Origin of the sequence: Amycolatopsis alba DSM 44262 (assembly GCF_000384215.1) — a bacterium.
Classification (GTDB): Bacteria; Actinomycetota; Actinomycetes; order Mycobacteriales; family Pseudonocardiaceae; genus Amycolatopsis; species Amycolatopsis alba.
Map to the genome: position 1 here is coordinate 1742575 of NZ_KB913032.1, position 18540 is coordinate 1761114.

At 69.6% G+C, this 18540-nt stretch carries 19 protein-coding genes; 9 read left to right on the forward strand and 10 right to left on the reverse strand.

All coding sequences use genetic code 11. The features are described 5' to 3' along the window. Nucleotides 1-7 precede the first annotated feature (7 nt). The 5 genes from AMYAL_RS0108030 (at nt 8) to AMYAL_RS0108050 (ending at nt 3519) form a co-directional block, all read left to right on the forward strand. On the forward strand, nt 8-421 hold the full coding sequence (locus AMYAL_RS0108030; RefSeq protein ID WP_020630796.1) for an FMN-binding protein: 414 nt from the start codon (nt 8-10) through the stop codon (nt 419-421). Beyond that, entirely contained in the window at nt 418-1155 is a 738-nt protein-coding gene (locus tag AMYAL_RS0108035) for an FAD:protein FMN transferase (protein ID WP_020630797.1), read from the forward strand. The genes AMYAL_RS0108030 and AMYAL_RS0108035 overlap by 4 nt, the downstream gene beginning before the upstream one ends. A gap of 84 nt (nt 1156-1239) precedes the next feature. Further along, nucleotides 1240-1620, forward strand: a complete 381-nt coding sequence (locus AMYAL_RS0108040) for a VOC family protein (RefSeq protein WP_020630798.1) — start codon at nt 1240-1242, stop codon at nt 1618-1620. Continuing rightward, nucleotides 1617-2441 carry a class I SAM-dependent methyltransferase gene (locus tag AMYAL_RS0108045; RefSeq protein ID WP_020630799.1) on the forward strand — a complete coding sequence of 275 codons (825 nt, stop codon included), beginning with the start codon at nt 1617-1619 and terminating at the stop codon, nt 2439-2441. Before AMYAL_RS0108040 ends, AMYAL_RS0108045 begins: the two co-directional genes overlap by 4 nt. Nucleotides 2442-2508: 67 nt before the next feature. Continuing rightward, nucleotides 2509-3519 carry an asparaginase gene (locus tag AMYAL_RS0108050; RefSeq protein ID WP_020630800.1) on the forward strand — a complete coding sequence of 337 codons (1011 nt, stop codon included), beginning with the start codon at nt 2509-2511 and terminating at the stop codon, nt 3517-3519. Nucleotides 3520-3660: 141 nt separating this feature from the next. Here AMYAL_RS0108050 and AMYAL_RS0108055 read toward each other — a convergent pair whose 3' ends face one another. The 3 genes from AMYAL_RS0108055 to AMYAL_RS0108065 all read right to left on the reverse strand — a co-directional run bounded on the left by AMYAL_RS0108055 (nt 3661) and on the right by AMYAL_RS0108065 (nt 6159). Further along, a complete protein-coding gene (locus AMYAL_RS0108055) occupies nt 3661-4140 on the reverse strand; it encodes a cysteine dioxygenase (RefSeq protein WP_020630801.1) in 480 nt (159 codons plus the stop codon). 262 nt (nt 4141-4402) lie between these two features. Further along, nucleotides 4403-5416 carry an NAD(P)H-dependent glycerol-3-phosphate dehydrogenase gene (locus AMYAL_RS0108060; RefSeq protein WP_020630802.1) on the reverse strand — a complete coding sequence of 338 codons (1014 nt, stop codon included), beginning with the start codon at nt 5414-5416 and terminating at the stop codon, nt 4403-4405. Continuing rightward, nucleotides 5416-6159 (reverse strand): lysophospholipid acyltransferase family protein, encoded by a 744-nt coding sequence (locus AMYAL_RS0108065; protein WP_020630803.1) that lies wholly within the window; start codon nt 6157-6159, stop codon nt 5416-5418. The genes AMYAL_RS0108060 and AMYAL_RS0108065 overlap by 1 nt, the downstream gene beginning before the upstream one ends. 66 nt (nt 6160-6225) lie before the next feature. Here AMYAL_RS0108065 and cofC point away from each other — a divergent pair, with 66 nt between their 5' ends. Genes cofC through AMYAL_RS0108080 form a run of 3 tightly spaced genes read left to right on the forward strand, consistent with a single transcriptional unit; the run spans nt 6226 to nt 10161 of the window. After that, nucleotides 6226-6852 carry a 2-phospho-L-lactate guanylyltransferase gene (cofC, locus tag AMYAL_RS0108070; protein ID WP_026466848.1) on the forward strand — a complete coding sequence of 209 codons (627 nt, stop codon included), beginning with the start codon at nt 6226-6228 and terminating at the stop codon, nt 6850-6852. A gap of 58 nt (nt 6853-6910) precedes the next feature. Next, complete coding sequence (locus AMYAL_RS0108075; protein ID WP_020630805.1) at nt 6911-9229, forward strand: RNA degradosome polyphosphate kinase; 2319 nt, start codon at nt 6911-6913, stop codon at nt 9227-9229. After that, on the forward strand, nt 9226-10161 hold the full coding sequence (locus tag AMYAL_RS0108080; protein ID WP_020630806.1) for an NUDIX hydrolase: 936 nt from the start codon (nt 9226-9228) through the stop codon (nt 10159-10161). The genes AMYAL_RS0108075 and AMYAL_RS0108080 overlap by 4 nt, the downstream gene beginning before the upstream one ends. 700 nt (nt 10162-10861) lie before the next feature. On the opposite strand, the gene AMYAL_RS0108085 is transcribed toward AMYAL_RS0108080, so the two are convergent. The 3 genes from AMYAL_RS0108085 to leuC all read right to left on the reverse strand — a co-directional run bounded on the left by AMYAL_RS0108085 (nt 10862) and on the right by leuC (nt 13845). Then, nucleotides 10862-11530, reverse strand: a complete 669-nt coding sequence (locus tag AMYAL_RS0108085; protein WP_020630807.1) for an HU family DNA-binding protein — start codon at nt 11528-11530, stop codon at nt 10862-10864. Nucleotides 11531-11783: 253 nt separating this feature from the next. Further along, the gene (gene leuD / locus AMYAL_RS0108090; protein WP_020630808.1) at nt 11784-12386 is read right to left on the reverse strand and encodes a 3-isopropylmalate dehydratase small subunit; all 603 of its coding nucleotides are present in this window, start codon (nt 12384-12386) and stop codon (nt 11784-11786) included. 40 nt (nt 12387-12426) lie between these two features. Further along, a complete protein-coding gene (gene leuC, locus AMYAL_RS0108095; RefSeq protein WP_020630809.1) occupies nt 12427-13845 on the reverse strand; it encodes a 3-isopropylmalate dehydratase large subunit in 1419 nt (472 codons plus the stop codon). A 79-nt stretch (nt 13846-13924) separates the two neighbouring features. Between leuC and AMYAL_RS0108100 the strand changes: the two genes are divergently transcribed. Beyond that, nucleotides 13925-14626, forward strand: a complete 702-nt coding sequence (locus tag AMYAL_RS0108100; RefSeq protein WP_005158149.1) for an IclR family transcriptional regulator — start codon at nt 13925-13927, stop codon at nt 14624-14626. Nucleotides 14627-14707: 81 nt separating this feature from the next. On the opposite strand, the gene AMYAL_RS0108105 is transcribed toward AMYAL_RS0108100, so the two are convergent. The 4 genes from AMYAL_RS0108105 to AMYAL_RS0108120 form a co-directional block, all read right to left on the reverse strand. Further along, nucleotides 14708-15100 (reverse strand): hypothetical protein, encoded by a 393-nt coding sequence (locus tag AMYAL_RS0108105; RefSeq protein WP_020630810.1) that lies wholly within the window; start codon nt 15098-15100, stop codon nt 14708-14710. A 325-nt stretch (nt 15101-15425) separates the two neighbouring features. Next, nucleotides 15426-16109, reverse strand: coding sequence for a winged helix-turn-helix domain-containing protein (locus tag AMYAL_RS0108110; protein ID WP_020630811.1), 684 nt, complete (start codon nt 16107-16109; stop codon nt 15426-15428). A gap of 9 nt (nt 16110-16118) precedes the next feature. After that, complete coding sequence (locus AMYAL_RS0108115; RefSeq protein WP_020630812.1) at nt 16119-17768, reverse strand: right-handed parallel beta-helix repeat-containing protein; 1650 nt, start codon at nt 17766-17768, stop codon at nt 16119-16121. Continuing rightward, the gene (locus AMYAL_RS0108120) at nt 17768-18421 is read right to left on the reverse strand and encodes a helix-turn-helix transcriptional regulator (RefSeq protein ID WP_020630813.1); all 654 of its coding nucleotides are present in this window, start codon (nt 18419-18421) and stop codon (nt 17768-17770) included. The genes AMYAL_RS0108115 and AMYAL_RS0108120 overlap by 1 nt, the downstream gene beginning before the upstream one ends. Nucleotides 18422-18540 lie beyond the last annotated feature (119 nt).

Sequence of the window (18540 nt, forward strand, 5' to 3'; positions counted from 1 at the left end):
CCCGATCATGAAGAAGACCATCGTCGCCGCCACGGTCGCCCTTTCGGCCGCCGGGTTCCTCGGGGTCTGGCTGTACGAACCGGGCCCGCTCGGTTCGGAGCCTGTCGCCGTCGCCGCGCCGCCCACTGTGTCCTCTTCGGACGGTGGCGCCTCAGAAGGCGCGGAACGCACCGTCGACGGCTCGGTGGAAAGCAACCGGTACGGCACCGTCCAGGTGCGGCTGGTGATCTCGGCCGAGGACAAGATCTTCGAGGTCCGCCTGCTGCGGCAGCCGACCAGCGGCCGCGGCGTCGACGCGATCCCGGTCCTTCAGGAGGAGACGCTGACCGCGCAGAGCGCCGACATCGACACCGTCTCCGGAGCGACGTCGACGAGCGAGTCCTACATCGACTCGCTGCAGGCGGCGCTGGACGCCAGATGAACCGGGTCGAGCAGGTGATGGGGCTGCCGGTGTCGGTCGACGTCCGGGCGGGCGGTGAACTCGTCGACCTCGCGATCGACGGCGTCTTCGGCTGGCTGCGGGAGGTCGACGCCCGGTTCAGCCCGTTCAAGGCCGACAGCGAGGTCCGCCGCTACGACCGGGGTGAACTCGCGCCGTCGAAACTGAGCGAAGACCTGCTCGAAGTGCTTTCGCTGTGCGATCACTACGAACGGCTCTCCGGCGGGGCGTTCACCGCCCGGCTCCCCGGCCGCAGGCTCGACCCGAACGCGGTGGTCAAGGGCTGGGCGGTGCAGCGGGCGGCGACCCTGCTGCTGGCCGAGGGGCTGGACGTGTTCTGTATCAACGCCGGCGGGGACGTCGTCACCTCCGGCGAACCGGCCCCCGGCCGCCCGTGGCGGGTCGGCATCCGGCATCCCGAACAGCCCGGCACGGTCTGCGCCGTGGTGGAATCGTCCGGCGGCGCCGTCGCGACGTCGGCGGAATACGAACGCGGCGCGCACATCCTGGACGGACGGACCGGGCGCCCGCCCGTCGGGCTGCTGAGCGTCACGGTCACCGCCGAGGATCTCGTCACGGCGGATTCCCTGGCCACGGCCGCTTTCGCGATGGGGACCGAGGGGATCGCCTGGGTCGCGTCGCAGCCGGGCTGCCAGGTGCTGATCGTCGACGCGGACCGGCGGGTGCACCGGTCGCCGGGGCTGCGGCTCGCTTGAGTGCCGGGCGGCAAGTCCGCACGCACTCGGCACCCCGCGTAAACCGCTGGCAGGGGTTCGCGGGCTCAGGCAGACTGCGGACTCATGGCCTCTGTCGTACAAAACTTCTTCTTCGACTGCACCGACGCCTACGAACTGGGGCGTTTCTGGAGCGGCGTCACCGGAAAACCGCTCCACGACGACGATCAGCCCGGCGATCCCGAGGCGATCATCCTGCTGGACAACGGGGTCACGCTGTTCTTCGGGCAGGTCCCGGAACCGAAGACGGTCAAGAACCGCATCCACCTCTGCCTCGAACCCGACATCCCGCGCGACGAAGAAGTCGAGCGGGTGCTGAAGCTCGGCGCGACCCTCCTGCACGACCGGCGCAACCCGGACGGCACCGGCTGGGCCGTCCTCGGCGACCCCGAAGGCAACGAATTCTGCGTGCTGCGCAGCGCGGCCGAAAAGGCCGCGACCTCATGACGGACTACCTCACCGTCAACCGCGCGAACTGGGACGAACGCGCTCCGGCGCACGCGGCGTCGGCGGACTACGGCTACGAAAAGTTCGTCGCGGACCCCGCGCATCTCAGCGGCGTGGTCACCTTCGACCGGCCGCTGCTCGGCGGCGTCTCGGGTGCGCGCGGGGTGCATTTGCAGTGCCACATCGGCACGGACACGCTTTCCCTGTCCCGCCTCGGCGCGCGGATGACCGGGCTCGACTTTTCCGCCCCGGCGCTGGAGATCGCGCGAGGGCTGGCCGCCGGGACGGGCGCGGAGATCGACTACCACCAGTCCGATGTGTACAGTGCCACCGACGTGCTGGGCGAGGGGAAGTTCGACCTCGTCTACACCGGAATCGGCGCGATCTGCTGGCTGCCGGACATCGCCCGCTGGGGACAGGTCGTCGGGAAACTGCTGCGGCCGGGCGGACGGCTGTTCATCCGGGACATGCACCCGATGCTGGGCACCCTCGACGAGACCCAGCCGCAGATCACGCCGCGCTACCCGTACTTCGAGCAGGCCGAGCCGCTGGTGTTCGACGAGCCGGGGACCTATGTGGACACCGACGTCGCGTTCGAGAACAACCGGACGCACGAGTGGAACCACGGGCTGGGCGAGATCGTCACTTCCCTGCTCGACGCGGGGCTGACGCTGACGCGGCTGGTGGAGCACGACAGCGTGCCGTGGAACGCGCTGCCAGGGTTCATGTCCCCGGTCGGGGCCACCGAGGAATGGCGGCTGTCGAAGGATCCGCAGCGGCTGGCGGCGAGTTTCACGATCGAGGCCGTGAAGCGACCCTGAATCCCGCGTACGCCGCAAGCAGGTGACTACTTGCGGCGGGCCCAGTCCACTTTGAAGAATGCGACGCATGTCGAGTGATCCCCGACGGCCCCTTGTCGCCGTCGCCGCCCTGGGCGGCACCATCTCCATGGTCCCCGGCGACGGCGAGGACCGCGCCGTCCCCCGGCTCAGCGCGAAAGACCTGCTCGGCGGCCTTGGCGAGAACCTCGCGATGGACGTCCGCGCGGAGACGCTCGCGGGGATCTCCAGCGCGTCGATGGACTTCGCGACGCTGATCAGGACCCTGGACTGGGCCGCCCGAGCCGTCGACGAAGGCGCTGAAGGTGTCGTCGTGGTCCAGGGCACGGACACGCTCGAAGAGACCGCGTACTTCTTCGAACTGACGTGGGCTTCCGAAGCCCCGATCGTGGTCACCGGCGCGATGCGCAACCCCAGTCTGCCCAGCGCGGACGGCGCGGGGAACCTGCTCGCGGCACTGACCGTCGCCGCGGATCCCCGCAGCCGGGGCCGCGGCTCGCTGGTCGTGTTCAACGACGACGTCCACGCCGGACGCTGGGTCCGCAAGACGCACTCGAGCCATGTCGAGGCGTTCTCCTCGAATCCCGCCGGGCCGCTCGCGCTGGTCAGCGAGGGCTTGGTGCACTATTTCCACCCGGTCGCCGACCGTCCGGCGGCGTTGCCGCTGGTGAACGCGGACTTCTCCGGGCTGGTGCCGATCGTCGAGAGCGGCGTCGAGGACTCCGGCGAACTCTTGGAGACGCTGGTCAAGGCCGGGGTCAAGGGGGTGGTGCTCGCCGCGAACGGCGCCGGGCACGTTTCGGCGGGATCCGCCGACGTGATCGAGCGTGTGCTGCCGGAGGTGCCGGTCGTGGTCGCCGGCCGGACCGGCGCGGGACCGACGTTCCGCGGCACCTACGGTTTCCGGGGCTCGGAGTCCGATCTGATCGCGATGGGCGCGACGATGGCAGGCTGGCTGGACCCGCGCAAATCCCGGCTCCTGCTGCACACCCTGCTCGCCACCGGCGCCTCGCGGGAGCGCGTCGAGGCCGAGTTCCGGCTTCGCGGCGACCTCGCCTGACGCCGCGTTTGAGGTGCGTCGCGAAAGCCACTTTCGCGACGTCTGATGTCCCGAAAGTGGCTTTCGCGACACGGTCGAGGAACGCGGCAGTCGCCCCGATGCGCGCAAGGAACGCATTCGGAGGACTGAATGCGGGAGGGGTCAGTCCCGGATCGGGCCGGTGATCGGGTCCAGGTGGTACGGCCGCATGGCGCGGGGCTGGTGCCGGTACACGTGGACGCTGACGGCGGGGTCCGGCCCGTCGTTGCGCACTTCGTGGATGTAGCCGGGGCCGAAGACGCGCGACTGGCCTTCCGACAGCGAATGCAGCTCCGTCACCGCCCGGCCGTCGGACGCGCGCCGGGCGACGGTCTCGCTCAGCTTCCCGCTGACCACGGTGAACGCGCCCGCGGCGAATTCGTGGTCGTGCAGGTCGGTGTGCTGGCCGGGCAGCCAGCTCATCAGCCAGATCTGCTGAAGGTCGTCCTGCTCGACGAGGGCGGAGAAACGCTCGTCGGGGTCATAGCGCAGCAGGTGCCGCCAGCTCTCGCGGTCCGCCGCGAACTCGAGCGCGACGCGCACCGGGTGGCGCAGGGCGGGGTTTTCGGGAATGACGAGCGTGTTGTCCGGGACGGCGAACATGAAGAAGTCCTCGCAAGAGAAAGAAGGTGTCGAGCTGGGCCGGGGCGGGGTTCACCGACAACAGCGACACGACGCACACGAGACGGCGCCAAGACCCGAGAGGCCCCGCGACACAGTCATCCCACGTGCGAACATGCTCTCAGCGAACCAGTGCGGAGCCCGGCGGTCAACCGATCTCACACCGTGGACCGTGAGTTCTGCACCTGACGACCATGCTGGCAGCACGAATCGGGCGCGGTCTGTCGCGATCCTGCGGTCTTTCTCAGGACCACTCGTGCTTCTGCGACCGTCCGAGCAGCTCGGCTCCCGCGTGCCGCGGGTCGACCCCTTCGTGACAGACGCGGTGCATCGCGTCGGTGATCGGCATGTCGACGCCGAGGTTCAGCGCTAGTTCCCGGATCGACGTGCACGACTTGACGCCCTCGGCGACCTGACCGCCGGTGGCCGCCAGCGCCTGCTCCAGCGTCTCGCCGCGGCCGAGCCGCTCGCCGAAGGTCCGGTTGCGCGACAACGGCGAAGAGCACGTCGCCACCAGGTCGCCGACGCCTGCCAGCCCGGCGAAGGTCAGCGGGTCGGCCCCGAGTTTCGCGCCGAGCCTGGCCATCTCGGCCAGGCCGCGGGTGATCAGCGTGGCCACCGTGTTGGCGCCCAGGCCCAGCCCCGCCGCCATGCCGCAGCTGAGCGCGATGACGTTCTTGCACGCCCCGCCCAGCTCGCAGCCGACGACGTCGGTGTTGGTGTAGGGCCGGAAGTACTGGTTGAAGCTCGCCTGCTGGATCGCCTTGGCGTTGTCGTGGTCGGTGCAGGCGAGCACCGCCGCCGCCGGCTGCCCCAGCGCGATCTCCTTCGCCAGGTTCGGCCCGGACACGACCACGATCTGCCCGTCGTCCACGCGCGCGATCTCGGCGATGACCTCGCTCATCCGCTTGAGCGTGCCGAGTTCGACGCCCTTCGCGAGGCTCACCAGGATCGCGTCGGACGGCAGCAGACCGGACCACTCCGAGAGATTGGTCCGCAACGTCTGGCTCGGCACCGCGAGCACCACGGCCTGCGCGCCGTCGAGGGCCCTGGCCGGATCCGCCGTCGCGGTGATCCGCTCCGGCAGCTCGATATCTGGCAAATAGGACGAATTGCGATGCCGATCCCGGATTTCGGCCGCGACCTCGGGCCGCCGGGCCCAGATGGTCACGTCGCGTCCGGCGTCGCCGAGCACCTTGGCGAACGCCGTCCCCCACGATCCGGCGCCGAGCACGGTCACCCGCTGGACCTCGGCCATCAGGCGTCGTCCTCCGGCTTCTTCGCGGGCGGTTCCTCCTGGCGGATCTCCGCGAGCAGGCCGGTGATGTCGGTCATCATCAGCTCGGTGACCTCGCGCAGCTTGGACGCGCTGCGCGTGGACCCGTCCTTGTAGGCCGACAGGTCCATCGGCTCGCCGACCAGATGCGTGATCTTCTTGCGCGGGAACGGCGTGAACTTCTTCGTGTAGCCGTTGAAGATGTGGTTCGTGCCCCAGCGGGCGATCGGGATCACCGGCACGTCGGTCTCCAGCGCGAGCCGCGCGGCGCCGGTGAACGGCTTCTTCGGCCAGCCGTCCGGGTCCTTGGTGATCGTCCCCTCGGGATAGATCACCACGATCTTGCCGTCACGCAAGGCCTGGTGAGCGGCTTTGAGGCTGTCACCGGCGGCTTTCGAACCCCGCGAAACCGGGATCTGCCCCGCCCCGACGAAGATCTTGCCGAACAGCGGCGTCCTGGTCAGGCTCTCCTTGCCGAGGAACCGCGGCACCCGCTTCTGGCGGTGCACGAACACCGCGTCCACCACCGGGTCCATGTGGGACACGTGGTTGAGCAACAGCAGCGCGCCGCCTTCGCGGGGGATCCGCCCGGCGTCGCGGTAGACCCGCTTGCCGATGGCCGTCGCCGGGTAGAACAGTGCGGCGGCGATGCCAACCCAGATGCCGCCCTTCTCACGCCGGGCCAATTCGTCCTCCTCGAAGTCACACGTGTCGTCCCAGGCCACTGATCCTGCCGCGCGCACGCGAGCGCGGTCCAGGGAGGGTCGGGTAAGAATGCAGATGTGGACTGTGTGGGCATCGACCTGATCGTGCCGATGAAACGCCCGGCGGAGGGCAAGTCGCGGCTTCGCGGCGCCGTCGTGCCCGAGCGGCACGCCGAACTGGTGCTGGCGCTGGCCTACGACACGCTGTCCGCGGCGACCTCGGCGGACGGGATCCGGCGGGTGCTCGTGGTCGCCGCCGACCCGGCGTCCGTGGCGGATCTCACCGAGCTTGGCGTCGAGATCGTCACCGAGCCGCCGGGGGGCGGGCTGAACTCGGCACTGCGGTACGGCGCGGCACTGCTGCGCCGGGACACGCCGTCCGGTCTCGTCGGTGCCCTGCAGGCCGACCTGCCCGCGCTGCGGACCGAAGACCTCACCGCCGCCCTCGCCGAGGCCGCCGGTCGCCGGGCTTTCGTCGCGGACCGGCAGGGAACGGGCACGACCCTGTTGCTCGCGGGGGCCGGACCGCTCGAACCCCGGTTCGGCGAGGGGTCCGCGCGGGCGCACACCGCGTCCGGTGCGACGCCGCTCACGATCGCCGCGGAATCACTCCGCGCGGACGTCGACACCGCGGATGATCTCGCTCACGTCCGCACCCTGGGTGTCGGAAAGCGCAGTTCAACCCTGTTGGGAACACCCTGCGTGGTGATGTGACGAGAGTTCACCCTGTCGACCAGTGCGCGGCGCACATAATCGCCCTGAGTGGTGAACAATGAAGCGCGTGAGCACAAATGACGGCGGCACCCCGAACTCGGCAAGGAAGCGGAAGACCTCCGCCGCGAAACCCGAACCGGACAACGGCACGACCAAACCGGCACGGGCGAGGAAGAGCACACCCGCGGCGAAGACGAACAGCAGCCCGCGCGCGGCGGTCCGCGCCACCCGCGGCGGTTCGGCGAGCCGTCCCGCACAGGAGTTCCGCGCGCTTCCCGCCGCGCCTCCCGCGGTGACGTCGGCGCCCACCGCGGTCGAGACGCTGCCCGACGACCGGTATTTCAACCGCGAGCTGTCTTGGCAGGATTTCAACGCCCGCGTGCTCGCGCTGGCCGAGGACGAGTCGCAGCCGCTGCTCGAACGCGCCAAGTTCCTGGCGATCTTCGCGTCCAATTTGGACGAGTTCTACATGGTGCGGGTCGCCGGGCTGAAGCGCCGCGACGAGACCGGTCTCCCGGTCCGCAGCGCGGACGGGCTCACCCCGCGCGAGCAGCTGGCCTACATCGCCAAACGCAACCAGGACCTGGTCGAGCGGCACACGAACGCCTTCGAACTGCACCTGCGGCCGCAGCTCGCCGACGAGGACATCCACATCGTCGGCTGGAACGACCTGACCGGCGCCGACCAGCTCCGGCTCTCCAACTACTTCAGCGAGCAGATCTTCCCGGTGCTCACACCGCTGGCCGTGGATCCCGCGCACCCGTTCCCCTACATCTCGGGCCTTTCGCTCAACCTGGCCATCACCGTCAGGGACCCCGAGGCGGGCACCGAACGGTTCGCGCGCGTCAAGGTGCCGAGCAACGTGCCGCGCCTGATGCGGATCGAGCAGCAGCCGCGCGAGAGCCGCACCGCGACCTTCCTTCCGCTGGAGGAACTGATCGCCGCGCACCTCGGAGAGCTGTTCACCGGGATGGAGGTCACCGAGCACCACGCCTTCCGGGTCACCCGCAACGCGGACTTCGAGGTCGAAGAGGACCGGGACGAGGACCTTCTCCAGGCGCTGGAACGCGAACTGGCCCAGCGCCGGTTCGGCCCGCCGGTGCGGCTCGAAGTGGCGCAGGACATGAGCGAGCACATGCTCGAACTGCTGCTGCGCGAACTGGAGGTCGATCCGCGCGACGTCGTCGAGGTCCCCGGTCTGCTGGACCTGACCTGTCTGCACCAGTTGTCCGGTGTCGACCGGAAGGAACTCAAGGACCGCCCCTTCGTTCCGGCCACGCATCCGGCCTTCGGTGAGCGCGAGACGCCGAAGTCGGTGTTCGCGACGCTGCGCGAGGGCGACGTCCTCGTGCACCACCCGTACGACTCGTTCTCCACCAGCGTCCAGCGGTTCATCGAACAGGCGGCCGCGGACGAGAAGGTGCTGGCGATCAAGCAGACGCTGTACCGCACCTCCGGCGACTCCCCGATCGTCGACGCGCTGATCGACGCGGCCGAGGCGGGCAAGCAGGTCGTCGCGCTGGTCGAGATCAAGGCGCGGTTCGACGAGCAGGCCAACATCACCTGGGCCCGCACGCTGGAACGCGCGGGCGTGCACGTGGTGTACGGGCTCGTCGGGCTGAAGACGCACTGCAAGGTTTCGATGGTGGTGCGCCAGGAGGGTTCGACCATCCGCCGGTACTGCCACATCGGCACCGGCAACTACAACCCGAAGACCGCGCGCCTGTACGAGGATCTCGGCATCCTGACCGCCGACCCGACGATCGGCGCGGACCTGACGGACTTGTTCAACGTGCTCACCGGGTACTCCCGTCAGGACACCTATCGCAACATCCTCACGTCGCCGCACGGGATCCGCCGCGGCATCGTGCGCGCGATCGGCGAGGAGATCGAACTCGCCCGCGCGGGCCAGGCCGCCGGGATCCGGATCAAATGCAACTCGCTCGTCGACGAGCAGGTGATCGACGCGCTGTACCACGCGTCACAGGCCGGGGTGCCGGTCGACATCGTGGTGCGCGGGATCTGCGCGCTGAAGCCGGGTGTGGAGGGACTGAGCGAAAACATTCACGTGCGCTCGATCCTCGGCCGGTTCCTGGAGCACTCGCGCATCTTCACCTTCCGCGCGGGCGGCACGCGATGGATCGGCAGCGCGGACATGATGCACCGCAACCTGGACCGCCGGATCGAGGCGCTGGTGCGGGTCAAGGATCCGAAACTGACGGCGCAGCTGGACTACATCTTCGAATCCGCGCTGCATCCTTCCACCCGGTGCTGGGTGCTGAACTCGACCGGCGAGTGGACCCCGTTCCCGGCGTCCGGGGACGACGTCCGCGATCACCAGGTCGAACTGGCGAAGCGGCACGGGGCAGCCGGATGAGCGGGATCATCCGGGCGGCGGGCGCCGTCCTCTGGCGTCGTGCCGGGGACCGGATCGAGGTCGCGCTGGTCCACCGGCCGCGTTACGACGATTGGTCGCTGCCGAAGGGAAAGCTGGACGCCGGCGAGACCATCGCGCGGGCCGCGGTCCGCGAGATCGGTGAGGAGACCGGCTTCGAAGCGGTACTCGGCCGGTATCTGTACCGGACCGAATACACCGTGACCGGAGCGCCGAAGACCGTCGACTACTTCTCCGCGCACGCGGTTTCCGGCGCTTTCGCGCCGAACGAGGAAGTCGACGAACTGCGCTGGCTCGACGCGGAGACGGCGGAGAAACTGCTGACGCGGCCGGAGGACGTCCGGGTACTGCGCGAGTTCTCCGCGCTGCCGCCGGACCTCGTCACGGTGATCCTCGTGCGGCACGCCAAGGCAGGCAAACGTGACGAGTGGAACGGTGACGACGATCTGCGGCCGCTGTCGGACGCCGGTCAGCGTCAGGCCGAAGCGCTGCGTTCGCTGCTGCGGCACTACGCGCCCGGCAGGGTGCTGTCGGCGCCGCGGCTTCGTTGTGTCCAGACGGTGAACGGGCTCGCCGAGGATCTCGGGGTCGAGATCCGGCACGAATCGCTGCTGTCGGAAGAGGGCTACTGGCCGGACCCGGTGCTCGGTCTCGCGCGGCTGCTGGCCATCGCCGGTGACGGCGGGACACCGGTGATCTCCAGTCAGGGCGGCGTGATCCCGGACGTCGTCAGCGCGCTGGCCGACCGCGACGGCGTCGACCTGCCCGCCGCGCGCGGTGGCGTGGTGCCGTCGAAGAAGGGCTCGTTCTGGGTGCTGTCCTTCCGGGCGGCGACCGAAGAGGACGGGCCGGTGCTGGTGGCCGCGGATTACTTCGCGTCGCCTTTGCCCACTCCGGCTCCCGCACATCGCTGACGCTTTTACGAAGCGGATGTCGCGAAAGCCACTTTCCGCCGAGCGGCACCGGGTCACGCCCCCCTCACTCCCCTGCGGTCCGGCCGGATAGCGGAGTCGTGAAAGCCCCTTTCGCAACGTTGAACGTTGTGAAAGGGGCTTTCGCAACGCTTTCGAGTGAGGGTCGCGTGCCCGGACAAGCGGACCACTGAGTGTCCAGGTTCACTACTCACCACCCGAGCCGGCCTTCCCGGCGCGACTCCCCCACGTGGGTGACCAGCCGCTACTCCGGCCGTGTGGCGGGGAAGTGGCGCCCGCCCGGTCCGAAGTTCCTGCGAGGCAGGCGGATCCGCGGCGAAGCGAGTTCCGCCACCGCTCCGGGGCCCGCGGCGCGGGGCGCTGTCCAGCGGCGACGGCCCGCCGCGGCCGATCGTCGCTCCATTGTGGAGGGCCGTCCGGCCGGACCGCGGCGATGCGCCATCGGAGTGATCGGGTACCCGCCGGACGCCCGTGTGGATCCACGAAGAGTCGCGGCGCCACAATGGCGGCGCATTCGTCCCCAGAGCGCCGCTGAGCCGTTCCGGAGTGACTTCATTCCCAGGACGACGTTCAAGGGCGTTGCGGGGAAAGGAGACGGCCGGAGCGCACCGACGGCGAAAATGCGGCAGGGCCCCGCGCCGTGCGCGGGGCCCTGCCGTTGGCTCACTCGTGAGGAGAGAGCTTACTTCTTCTTCGCGGCCGCCGAAGTCCGCTTGGCCGGAGCCTTCTTGGCGGGGGCCTTGGCAGCGGTCGCCTTGGCGGCCGGCTTCGCGGCGGCCTTGGTGGCGGTCGCCTTCTTGGCCGCGGTGGCGCGAGCCGTGGTGGCCTTGGCGGCGGTCTTCGGCGCTGCCTTGGCGGCGGTCGCCTTGGCCGGGGCCTTGGTCGCGGTCGCCTTGGCGGCCGGCTTCGCGGCGGCCTTGGTGGCAGCGGCGGCGCGGGTCCGCGTGGTGGTGGTACGCGTCGCGGCCGGGCGGCTGGCGGCCGTCCGGGTCGTCGTCGCGCGGGTGGCGGCGGCCCGAGTCGTGGTGGTGCCGGCGGTCGCGCGCTTCACAGCGGTGGCCTTCGGCAGCTTCTTCGAGCCGCTGATGACGTCCTTGAAGGTCGTGCCGGCGCGGAAGGCGGGCACGTTGGTCTTCTTGACGCGAACGGTCTCACCGGTGCGCGGGTTCCGCGCGGTACGGGCGGCGCGGGCGCGCTTCTCGAACACACCGAAGCCGGTGATGTTCACCTTCTCGCCCTTGTTGACCGTACGGATGATGATGTCGACAAGGCCATCGACGGCCTCCGACGCGACCTTCTTGTCGCCCAGGCGCTCCGACAGCGCCTCGATCAGCTGGGCCTTGTTGGCCATTCCAGTCCTCCAAGAAGAACTTGTTGTACACGGCCCCGTCGGCCGACTTAGCGCACACGGTATTACCAATGCAGCACAAATTCCAAACGACGCGCGGAAATTTCCCTTGTCTCGGGGGCTGTTCCGCCTCTCTCGGGGCCCCTCAGGGGCCTCTGGAGGTGCCGTTCGGTGTGGTTTCGGGGCTGCGCGAAGGACCCTCGGCCGGGGTGCGGATTCCCTGCTCAGCAAGGGAATCCGCCCCCTTCGACCGGGCCTAGGAGGTGGCCGCCGGGAGGGTCACCGGCTTCCAGGAGGGGCGCTGGATCTCGAAAGTGTCGATCTCCTCCGCGTGGCGGAGTGTCAGGGCGATGTCGTCGAGCCCTTCGAGGAGCCGCCAGCGGGTGTAGTCGTCGATCTGGAAGGGCGCGGTGAAGTCCTTGGCTCGTACCGTCTTCGACTCGAGGTCCACCGTGACCTCCGTGCCGGGCTCGTTTTCGAGCAGCTTCCACAGCAGTTCGACGTCCGCCTGCTCGACCTGAGCGGCGACCAGACCCTGCTTGCCCGAGTTACCGCGGAAGATATCCGCGAACCGGGAGGAGATCACGGCGCGGAAGCCGTAGTCCATCAGGGCCCATACCGCGTGCTCGCGGGAGGAACCGGTGCCGAAGTCCGGGCCCGCGACCAGGACCGAACCGCCGGTGAAGGGCTCTTGGTTGAGGATGAACGACTCGTCGGAACGCCAGGCGGCGAAGAGCCCGTCCTCGAAGCCGGTGCGGCTCACGCGCTTGAGGTAGACCGCCGGGATGATCTGGTCAGTGTCCACGTTGGACCTGCGCAGCGGGACCCCGACGCCGGTGTGGTGGGTGAACGCGTCCATGGTGGGAACTCCTTCGCGGATGTCAGCGATGTCAGCGATGTCAGCGGACGGTGGCGGGCTGCAGGTCTTCGGGGCTGGACAGGGTTCCCCGCACGGCCGTGGCGGCCGCCACGAGCGGCGAGACCAGGTGCGTCCGGCCGCCCTTGCCCTGCCTGCCTTCGAAGTTGCGGTTCGAGGTCGACGCGCTGCGCTCGCCCGGCTTGAGCTGGTCCGGGTTCATGCCGAGACACATCGAGCAGCCCGCCTGACGCCATTCCGCGCCCGCTTCGGTGAAGACCCGGTCCAGCCCTTCGGCTTCGGCCGCCTGGCGGACCCGCATCGAACCGGGGACGACGAGCATCCGGACCGACTCGGCGACCTTGTGCCCGCGCAGGACGTCCGCGGCGGCCCTCAGGTCCTCGATACGGCCATTCGTGCACGAGCCGAGGAAGACGGTGTCCACCGCGATCTCCCGCAGCGGGGTGCCCGGCTTCAGGTCCATATAGGACAGGGCCTTTTCAGCGGCGATGCGCTCGTTCTCGTCGCCGATGCGCTCGGGGTCGGGCACCTCGGCGCCCAGCGGGAGACCCTGGCCGGGGTTGGTGCCCCAGGTCACGAAAGGCGTGAGCTCGTCGGCGTTCAGGCGCACCTCGGCGTCGAAGACGGCGTCGTCGTCCGTGCGGAGTTCGCGCCAGTTCTCGACGGCGGCGTCCCAGTCGGCGCCCTTCGGCGCGTGCGGACGGCCCTTCAGATACGCGAACGTCGTCTCGTCCGGCGCGATGAGCCCGGCGCGCGCACCGGCTTCGATGGACATGTTGCACACCGTCATCCGGGCTTCCATCGACAGGTTTTCGATGGCTTCGCCGCGGTATTCGAGGACGTAGCCCTGCCCGCCGCCGGTGCCGATCTTCGCGATCACCGCGAGGATGATGTCCTTGGCCGTGACACCGGGCCGCAGGGCACCGTCGACCGTGATGGCCATCGTCTTGAATGGACGGAGCGGCAGGGTCTGGGTCGCCATCACGTGTTCGACCTCGGAGGTGCCGATCCCGAAGGCCATCGCGCCGAAGGCGCCATGCGTCGAGGTGTGACTGTCGCCGCACACCACGGTCATCCCCGGCTGGGTCAGGCCCAGCTGCGGGCCGATGACGTGCACGATTCCCTGTTCGGCGTCGCCCATCGGGTGGAGCCGGACGCCGAACTCCTTGCAGTTGGTGCGAAGGGTGTCGACCTGGGTGCGGGAAACGGGATCCGCGATCGGCAGCTCGATGTCGATCGTCGGGACGTTGTGGTCCTCGGTCGCGATGGTGAGGTCGGGGCGGCGCAGTTTCCGGCCGGCCAGGCGGAGTCCGTCGAAGGCCTGCGGGCTGGTGACCTCGTGCAGCAGATGAAGGTCGATGTAGAGCAGGTCGGGCTCGGCCCCCTCGCCGCGCCGCACCAGGTGCGACTCCCACACTTTCTCGGCCAGTGTCCGGGGCATTTCCGGCTCCTCACATGCGGTGAAATCGGTACTTCCCACCATCTGGACATCTCAAACTTCGGGAAGATAGTATCGGCTTGTGGGACAGCATAGCGGTATCGGAGTACTCGACAAGGCCGTGGCCGTGCTTCAGGCCGTGGCCGAAGATCCTTGTGGCCTGGCGGAACTGTGCACGCGGACCGGTTTGCCGCGCGCGACGGCGCATCGGCTCGCGGTCGGCCTCGAGGTGCATCGCCTGTTGCGCCGCGGCCCCGACGGACGCTGGCGGCCGGGAACGGCCCTCGCGGAACTGGCGGGCGGTTCGACCGACCCGCTGCTCGACGCGGCGAGTTCGGTGCTGCCGAAATTGCGCGACATCACCGGGGAAAGCGTTCAGCTCTACCGCCGCGACGGCGTCCAGCGCGTCTGCGTTTCGACCGCGGAACCGCCCAGCGGACTCCGTGACACGGTGCCGATCGGCTCAAGGCTGCCGATGACGGCGGGTTCCGGAGCGAAGGTGCTCGCCGCGTGGTCGGATCCGCACACGCAGCGGACGATCCTTTCCGAAGCCGTGTACGGGGAGCGCACCCTGCTCGAAGTCCGCCGCCGCGGCTGGGCCCAGAGCGTGGCCGAGCGGGAGCCGGGTGTGGCGAGTGTCTCGGCGCCGGTGCGGGATTCGACGGGCACCGTCGTCGCCGCGGTGTCGGTTTCCGGGCCCATCGAACGTATAGGGCGTAAACCGGGGGCGCGCTGGGCCGCGGACCTGCTCGCCGCCGCGGACGCGCTGCAAGAGCGCCTCTGAGCCTGCTGGAAGTACATGAAGGCCCCCTTCCTTGCGTCAGGCGCAAGGAAGGGGGCCTTCATGTACTTCGGGACCGTCCTATCAGAACTCGTCGGCCTTGGTCAGCTCGTGTTCGAGCGTGTCGGCACGGATGACGAGGGACTTCAGCGGATGTTCGAATTCGTTCCGCAGGTTCAGATCGACCAGCGGGATCGTGTGCTTGAGCAGCGCGACACCGTCCACCACCGCCGCGCCGCCGACCGAGTCACCGCCCGCCAGCTCGAGCAGGCGCCGCAGATCGATCTTGTCCGCCCAGCCGACCGGTGAGGAGATCTCCACCCATTCCGCGCCGTCGTGGTCGGGCAAGTGGTGCAAGGACACCTGCTGCCCGCGGCCCTCTCCGGTGTCGACCCGGAACCGGAGCCAGCCGTCCCGCTCTTCGAGCACCTCGTACCGCGCCCGGACGAAATTGATCACGCCTGCCCAGATGGACACCCTCGTCACCTCTCGGTTTCGCCACTTCGTGCGCTGTCGAGCATGGCATATCCGGGGCGGGTCCAGCTGCCCGGCTCGGTCGTGAGTGCGTTCCAGGGGCAAGTCAAAGGTGGCGTCTTCGGACACGTTGTGAAAGCCACTTTCGCAACGTTGAAGGTTGCGAAAGTGGCTTTCACAACACGCTGGGCGGGATCGCGTACCTGACAACCACGACCGGGCGTCGTGAGTGGCAAGGCTGGGACTCAAGGGACTCAGGGGGCGGGAGTGGCGATCGCCGAGTCCGTGAAGGCCTCCTTGAGGGACTCAGAGTCCCTCAAGGAGGCCTTCACGGACTTGCCACCAGAGGCTGAACGGGTGCCATGCGGTAGCCCGATCCTCGTACGGTGTGGATCAGCGGCGGTTCCTTCAGCTTCCGCCGCAGCCGCGCGATCACGACGTCCAGTACGTTCGACGCCGGATCCGCCATCTCGTCCCACGCGTAGCGGATGAGTTCCCGGCGCGAGACCGGCCGTCCGGACGCGGCCATCAGCCGTTCCATGACGAGATACTCCTTGCGGGTCACGGTGAGCAGCACGCCCGCCCGCGCGATCTGGTGCCTGCCGGTGTCGAGTTCGACGTCGGCGCAGCGCAGGATCGTCGCCTGCCCCGCCATGTCGCGGCGGCACAGGCTGCGCACCCTGGCGATCAGTTCCGGCATCGCGAACGGCTTGACCAGGTAGTCTCCGCCGCCGACTCGCAATCCGTCGATCCGGTCGGCGACGCTGTCGCGCGCGGTCAGGAACAGCACCGGCAACGGCCATCCCGCGCTGCGCCGGTTCTGCACGTACCGCAACGCGTCGCCCGAAGGCAGCATCCGGTCGAACACCGCGCAGTCGTAGGCGTTCACCGACAGCGCCTCGTCGGCGCCGGGCAGGTCGGCGGCGGTGTCCACCGCGAAACCGTCGCCGCGCAGGGCGAATTCCAGCGCCACCCGCAAGTTTTCGTCGTCTTCGGTCACCAGCACCCGCACACGGGCACGTTATCGCGAGATGGCGGCCTCCACGTCCGCGACGTGCAACCCGCGCAGTTCTTCGACCACGGGCATCCGGCCCAGCAGCCGCAGGCGTTGCGACTGGGCCGTGCGCGCCTTCTCGAACAGCAGGCGCGCGTCCCGCGCGTTGCCGAAGTTGACGTCCCCTGAAACGGCCCGGAAATGCTCGGTCAGCACCGGGGCGGCGCCGGATTCGAGTTCGTAGTCCCCCGCGGCCGCCATGCGCCCGAAGATGGCGAGCAGTTCGCCGGGGCTGTAGTTCCCGAATTCGACCGTCTTGCCGAAGCGGGACGCGAGACCGGGGTTGGCGGCGAGGAAGTCGACCATCTCGTCGGTGTACCCGGCCACGATCACCGCGACCTCGTCGCGATGTTCCTCCATCAACGGGACCAGGGTGTCGATCGCCTCCTGGCCGAAGTCGCCGCCGGAACCGGCGAGCCGCGAAAGCGTGTACGCCTCGTCGATGAACAGGACGCCGCCTCTGGCCTCCTCGAACACGGTCGCGGTCTTCTCCGCGGTGTGCCCGATGTACTGCCCGACGAGATCCCGGCGGGACACCTCGCGGAACTGGCCGATCGGCAGGACTCCCAGCGCCTTCAGCAGTTTGCCGTAGATCCGCGCGACCGTCGTCTTCCCGGTGCCGGGCGCGCCCGCGAAGATCAGATGGTGCCCGGCGGCACCGACCGGCAGCCCGGCCCGGCGGCGCCATTCGTTGACCTGCAACTCGTCGACCAGCGCGCGGACCTCTTCCTTGACCTCGGGAAGGCCGATCATCCCGTCGAGTTCGGCGAGCATCTCGTCCAAGGCGCTGTTCCCCGCCGTGCCGGGATCCGCGGTTTCGCTGACGGTCGGCGTCGCGCCTTCGGCGATCGCGATCCCCGGTTCCGCGGTGTCGGCGACCCGGCACGCGGAGATCTCGCCGCCGCAGCCTGCCGCGAACGCGATCCCCGGACCGCGCGTGCCGGTGACCGTGCAGCGCCTGATCACCGGCGCCCCGTGGTGCGCAACGGCGATCCCCTCGTGACCGGTGTGCGAGATCACGCAGCCCTCGATGACCGGCCGGGCGTACTGGTAGACGTAAACGCCGCGCAGCCCGCAGCCGGTCACCGTGCAGCCTGCCACGACCGGATCGGCGCCCTGGCCGAGGGTGATCCCGTCCCCCGTCACGTCTTCGACGGTGGTGTCCTCGATCCTGCCGGGCGAGCCGTCGACGAGGATCCCCTGCTCCGCCGCCGAGATCACGCAGCCCGTCACGGTGAACGCCGTCGTGCCGCGGATCGCGATCGCCGGTCCGCGCCCGCCGGAGACGGTGCAGCGCCGGACGGTCAGCTCCGTGTCGTCGGACTGGATCGCGGACGCGCCGCCTGCCAGTACTTCGATCCCTTCGAGGACGAGCGCTCCGCCGGTGCTACGGAAAACGGGCCTGTCGGCGCCCCGGCCGTCGACGACGACGGAGGCGCCGTCCGTCGCGGCCAGTGTCACCCGCAGGCCGGTCAGCTCGACGGTCTCCGCGTATTCGCCGCCCTCGACGGTGATGACGGCGCCGTCGGACGCCTCCGCCAGTGCGTCGCCGATGGTCGGGTACGCGCCGGGCCGCCGCGCCACCAGCAGGGCCCGGCCGGGAGTCGAGATGGTCATCAGCCCGCCTTCGCCATCAGCCAGCCGCGGTCGACGGCTTTGGCGCCGGCCTGGAACCGGCTGCGGGCGCCGAGCCGGTTCATGATGTCGGCGACCATCCGGCGCACCGTGCGCACCGAGACGCCGAGCCGCGCGGCGGCGGATTCGTCGGTGGTGCCGGAGAAGAGCAGCGTCAGCAGCTCCTGCTCGCGGCAGGTCAGGATCGAGGCGTCCTCGGGATCCGGGAGGTCCAGCGGGACGAGCGGGGCGGCGGCCTGCCAGATCCGCTCGAACAGCCCGACCGTCGCGGTGACCACGCCGGGCAGCCGGAACACCGCGGAACCGGCCTGCCTGCCGTCCGCGGGCAGGACGACCGAGGTCCGGTCGATCACCAGCGCGTCCATCGGGACCTCGGCGTCGGTCCGCACCTCGGCGCCTGCCCGCGAAAGCCGGTTGAGCGCCCCCGACATCCGCGCGGAGTCGGGGAAGAGCACCTTGTGGCGGACACCGGGGCGCACGTTCGCGAGCGCGATCCGCTGGAAAGCGGTGTCCGTCCCCGTGCTCATGACGAGCACTTCGCCGGTCGCTTCCGCGAGCAGCTCGCCGAGCCCCGCCCGGTCGCTTCCAGGGCCCGTTCCCGTGACCAGGCTGAGCTGGCCGGTCTGCACGGTCATCGCAGGTACCTCCCTCTTCCCCCGGCGCGGTGCCGCCGACGACGTCCTGTTCATGCCAGTTCCCCGCCGTCCGGGCGGGATGGGCCACCCGACGCGTTAGCGTTCAGGGGCACCGCGGA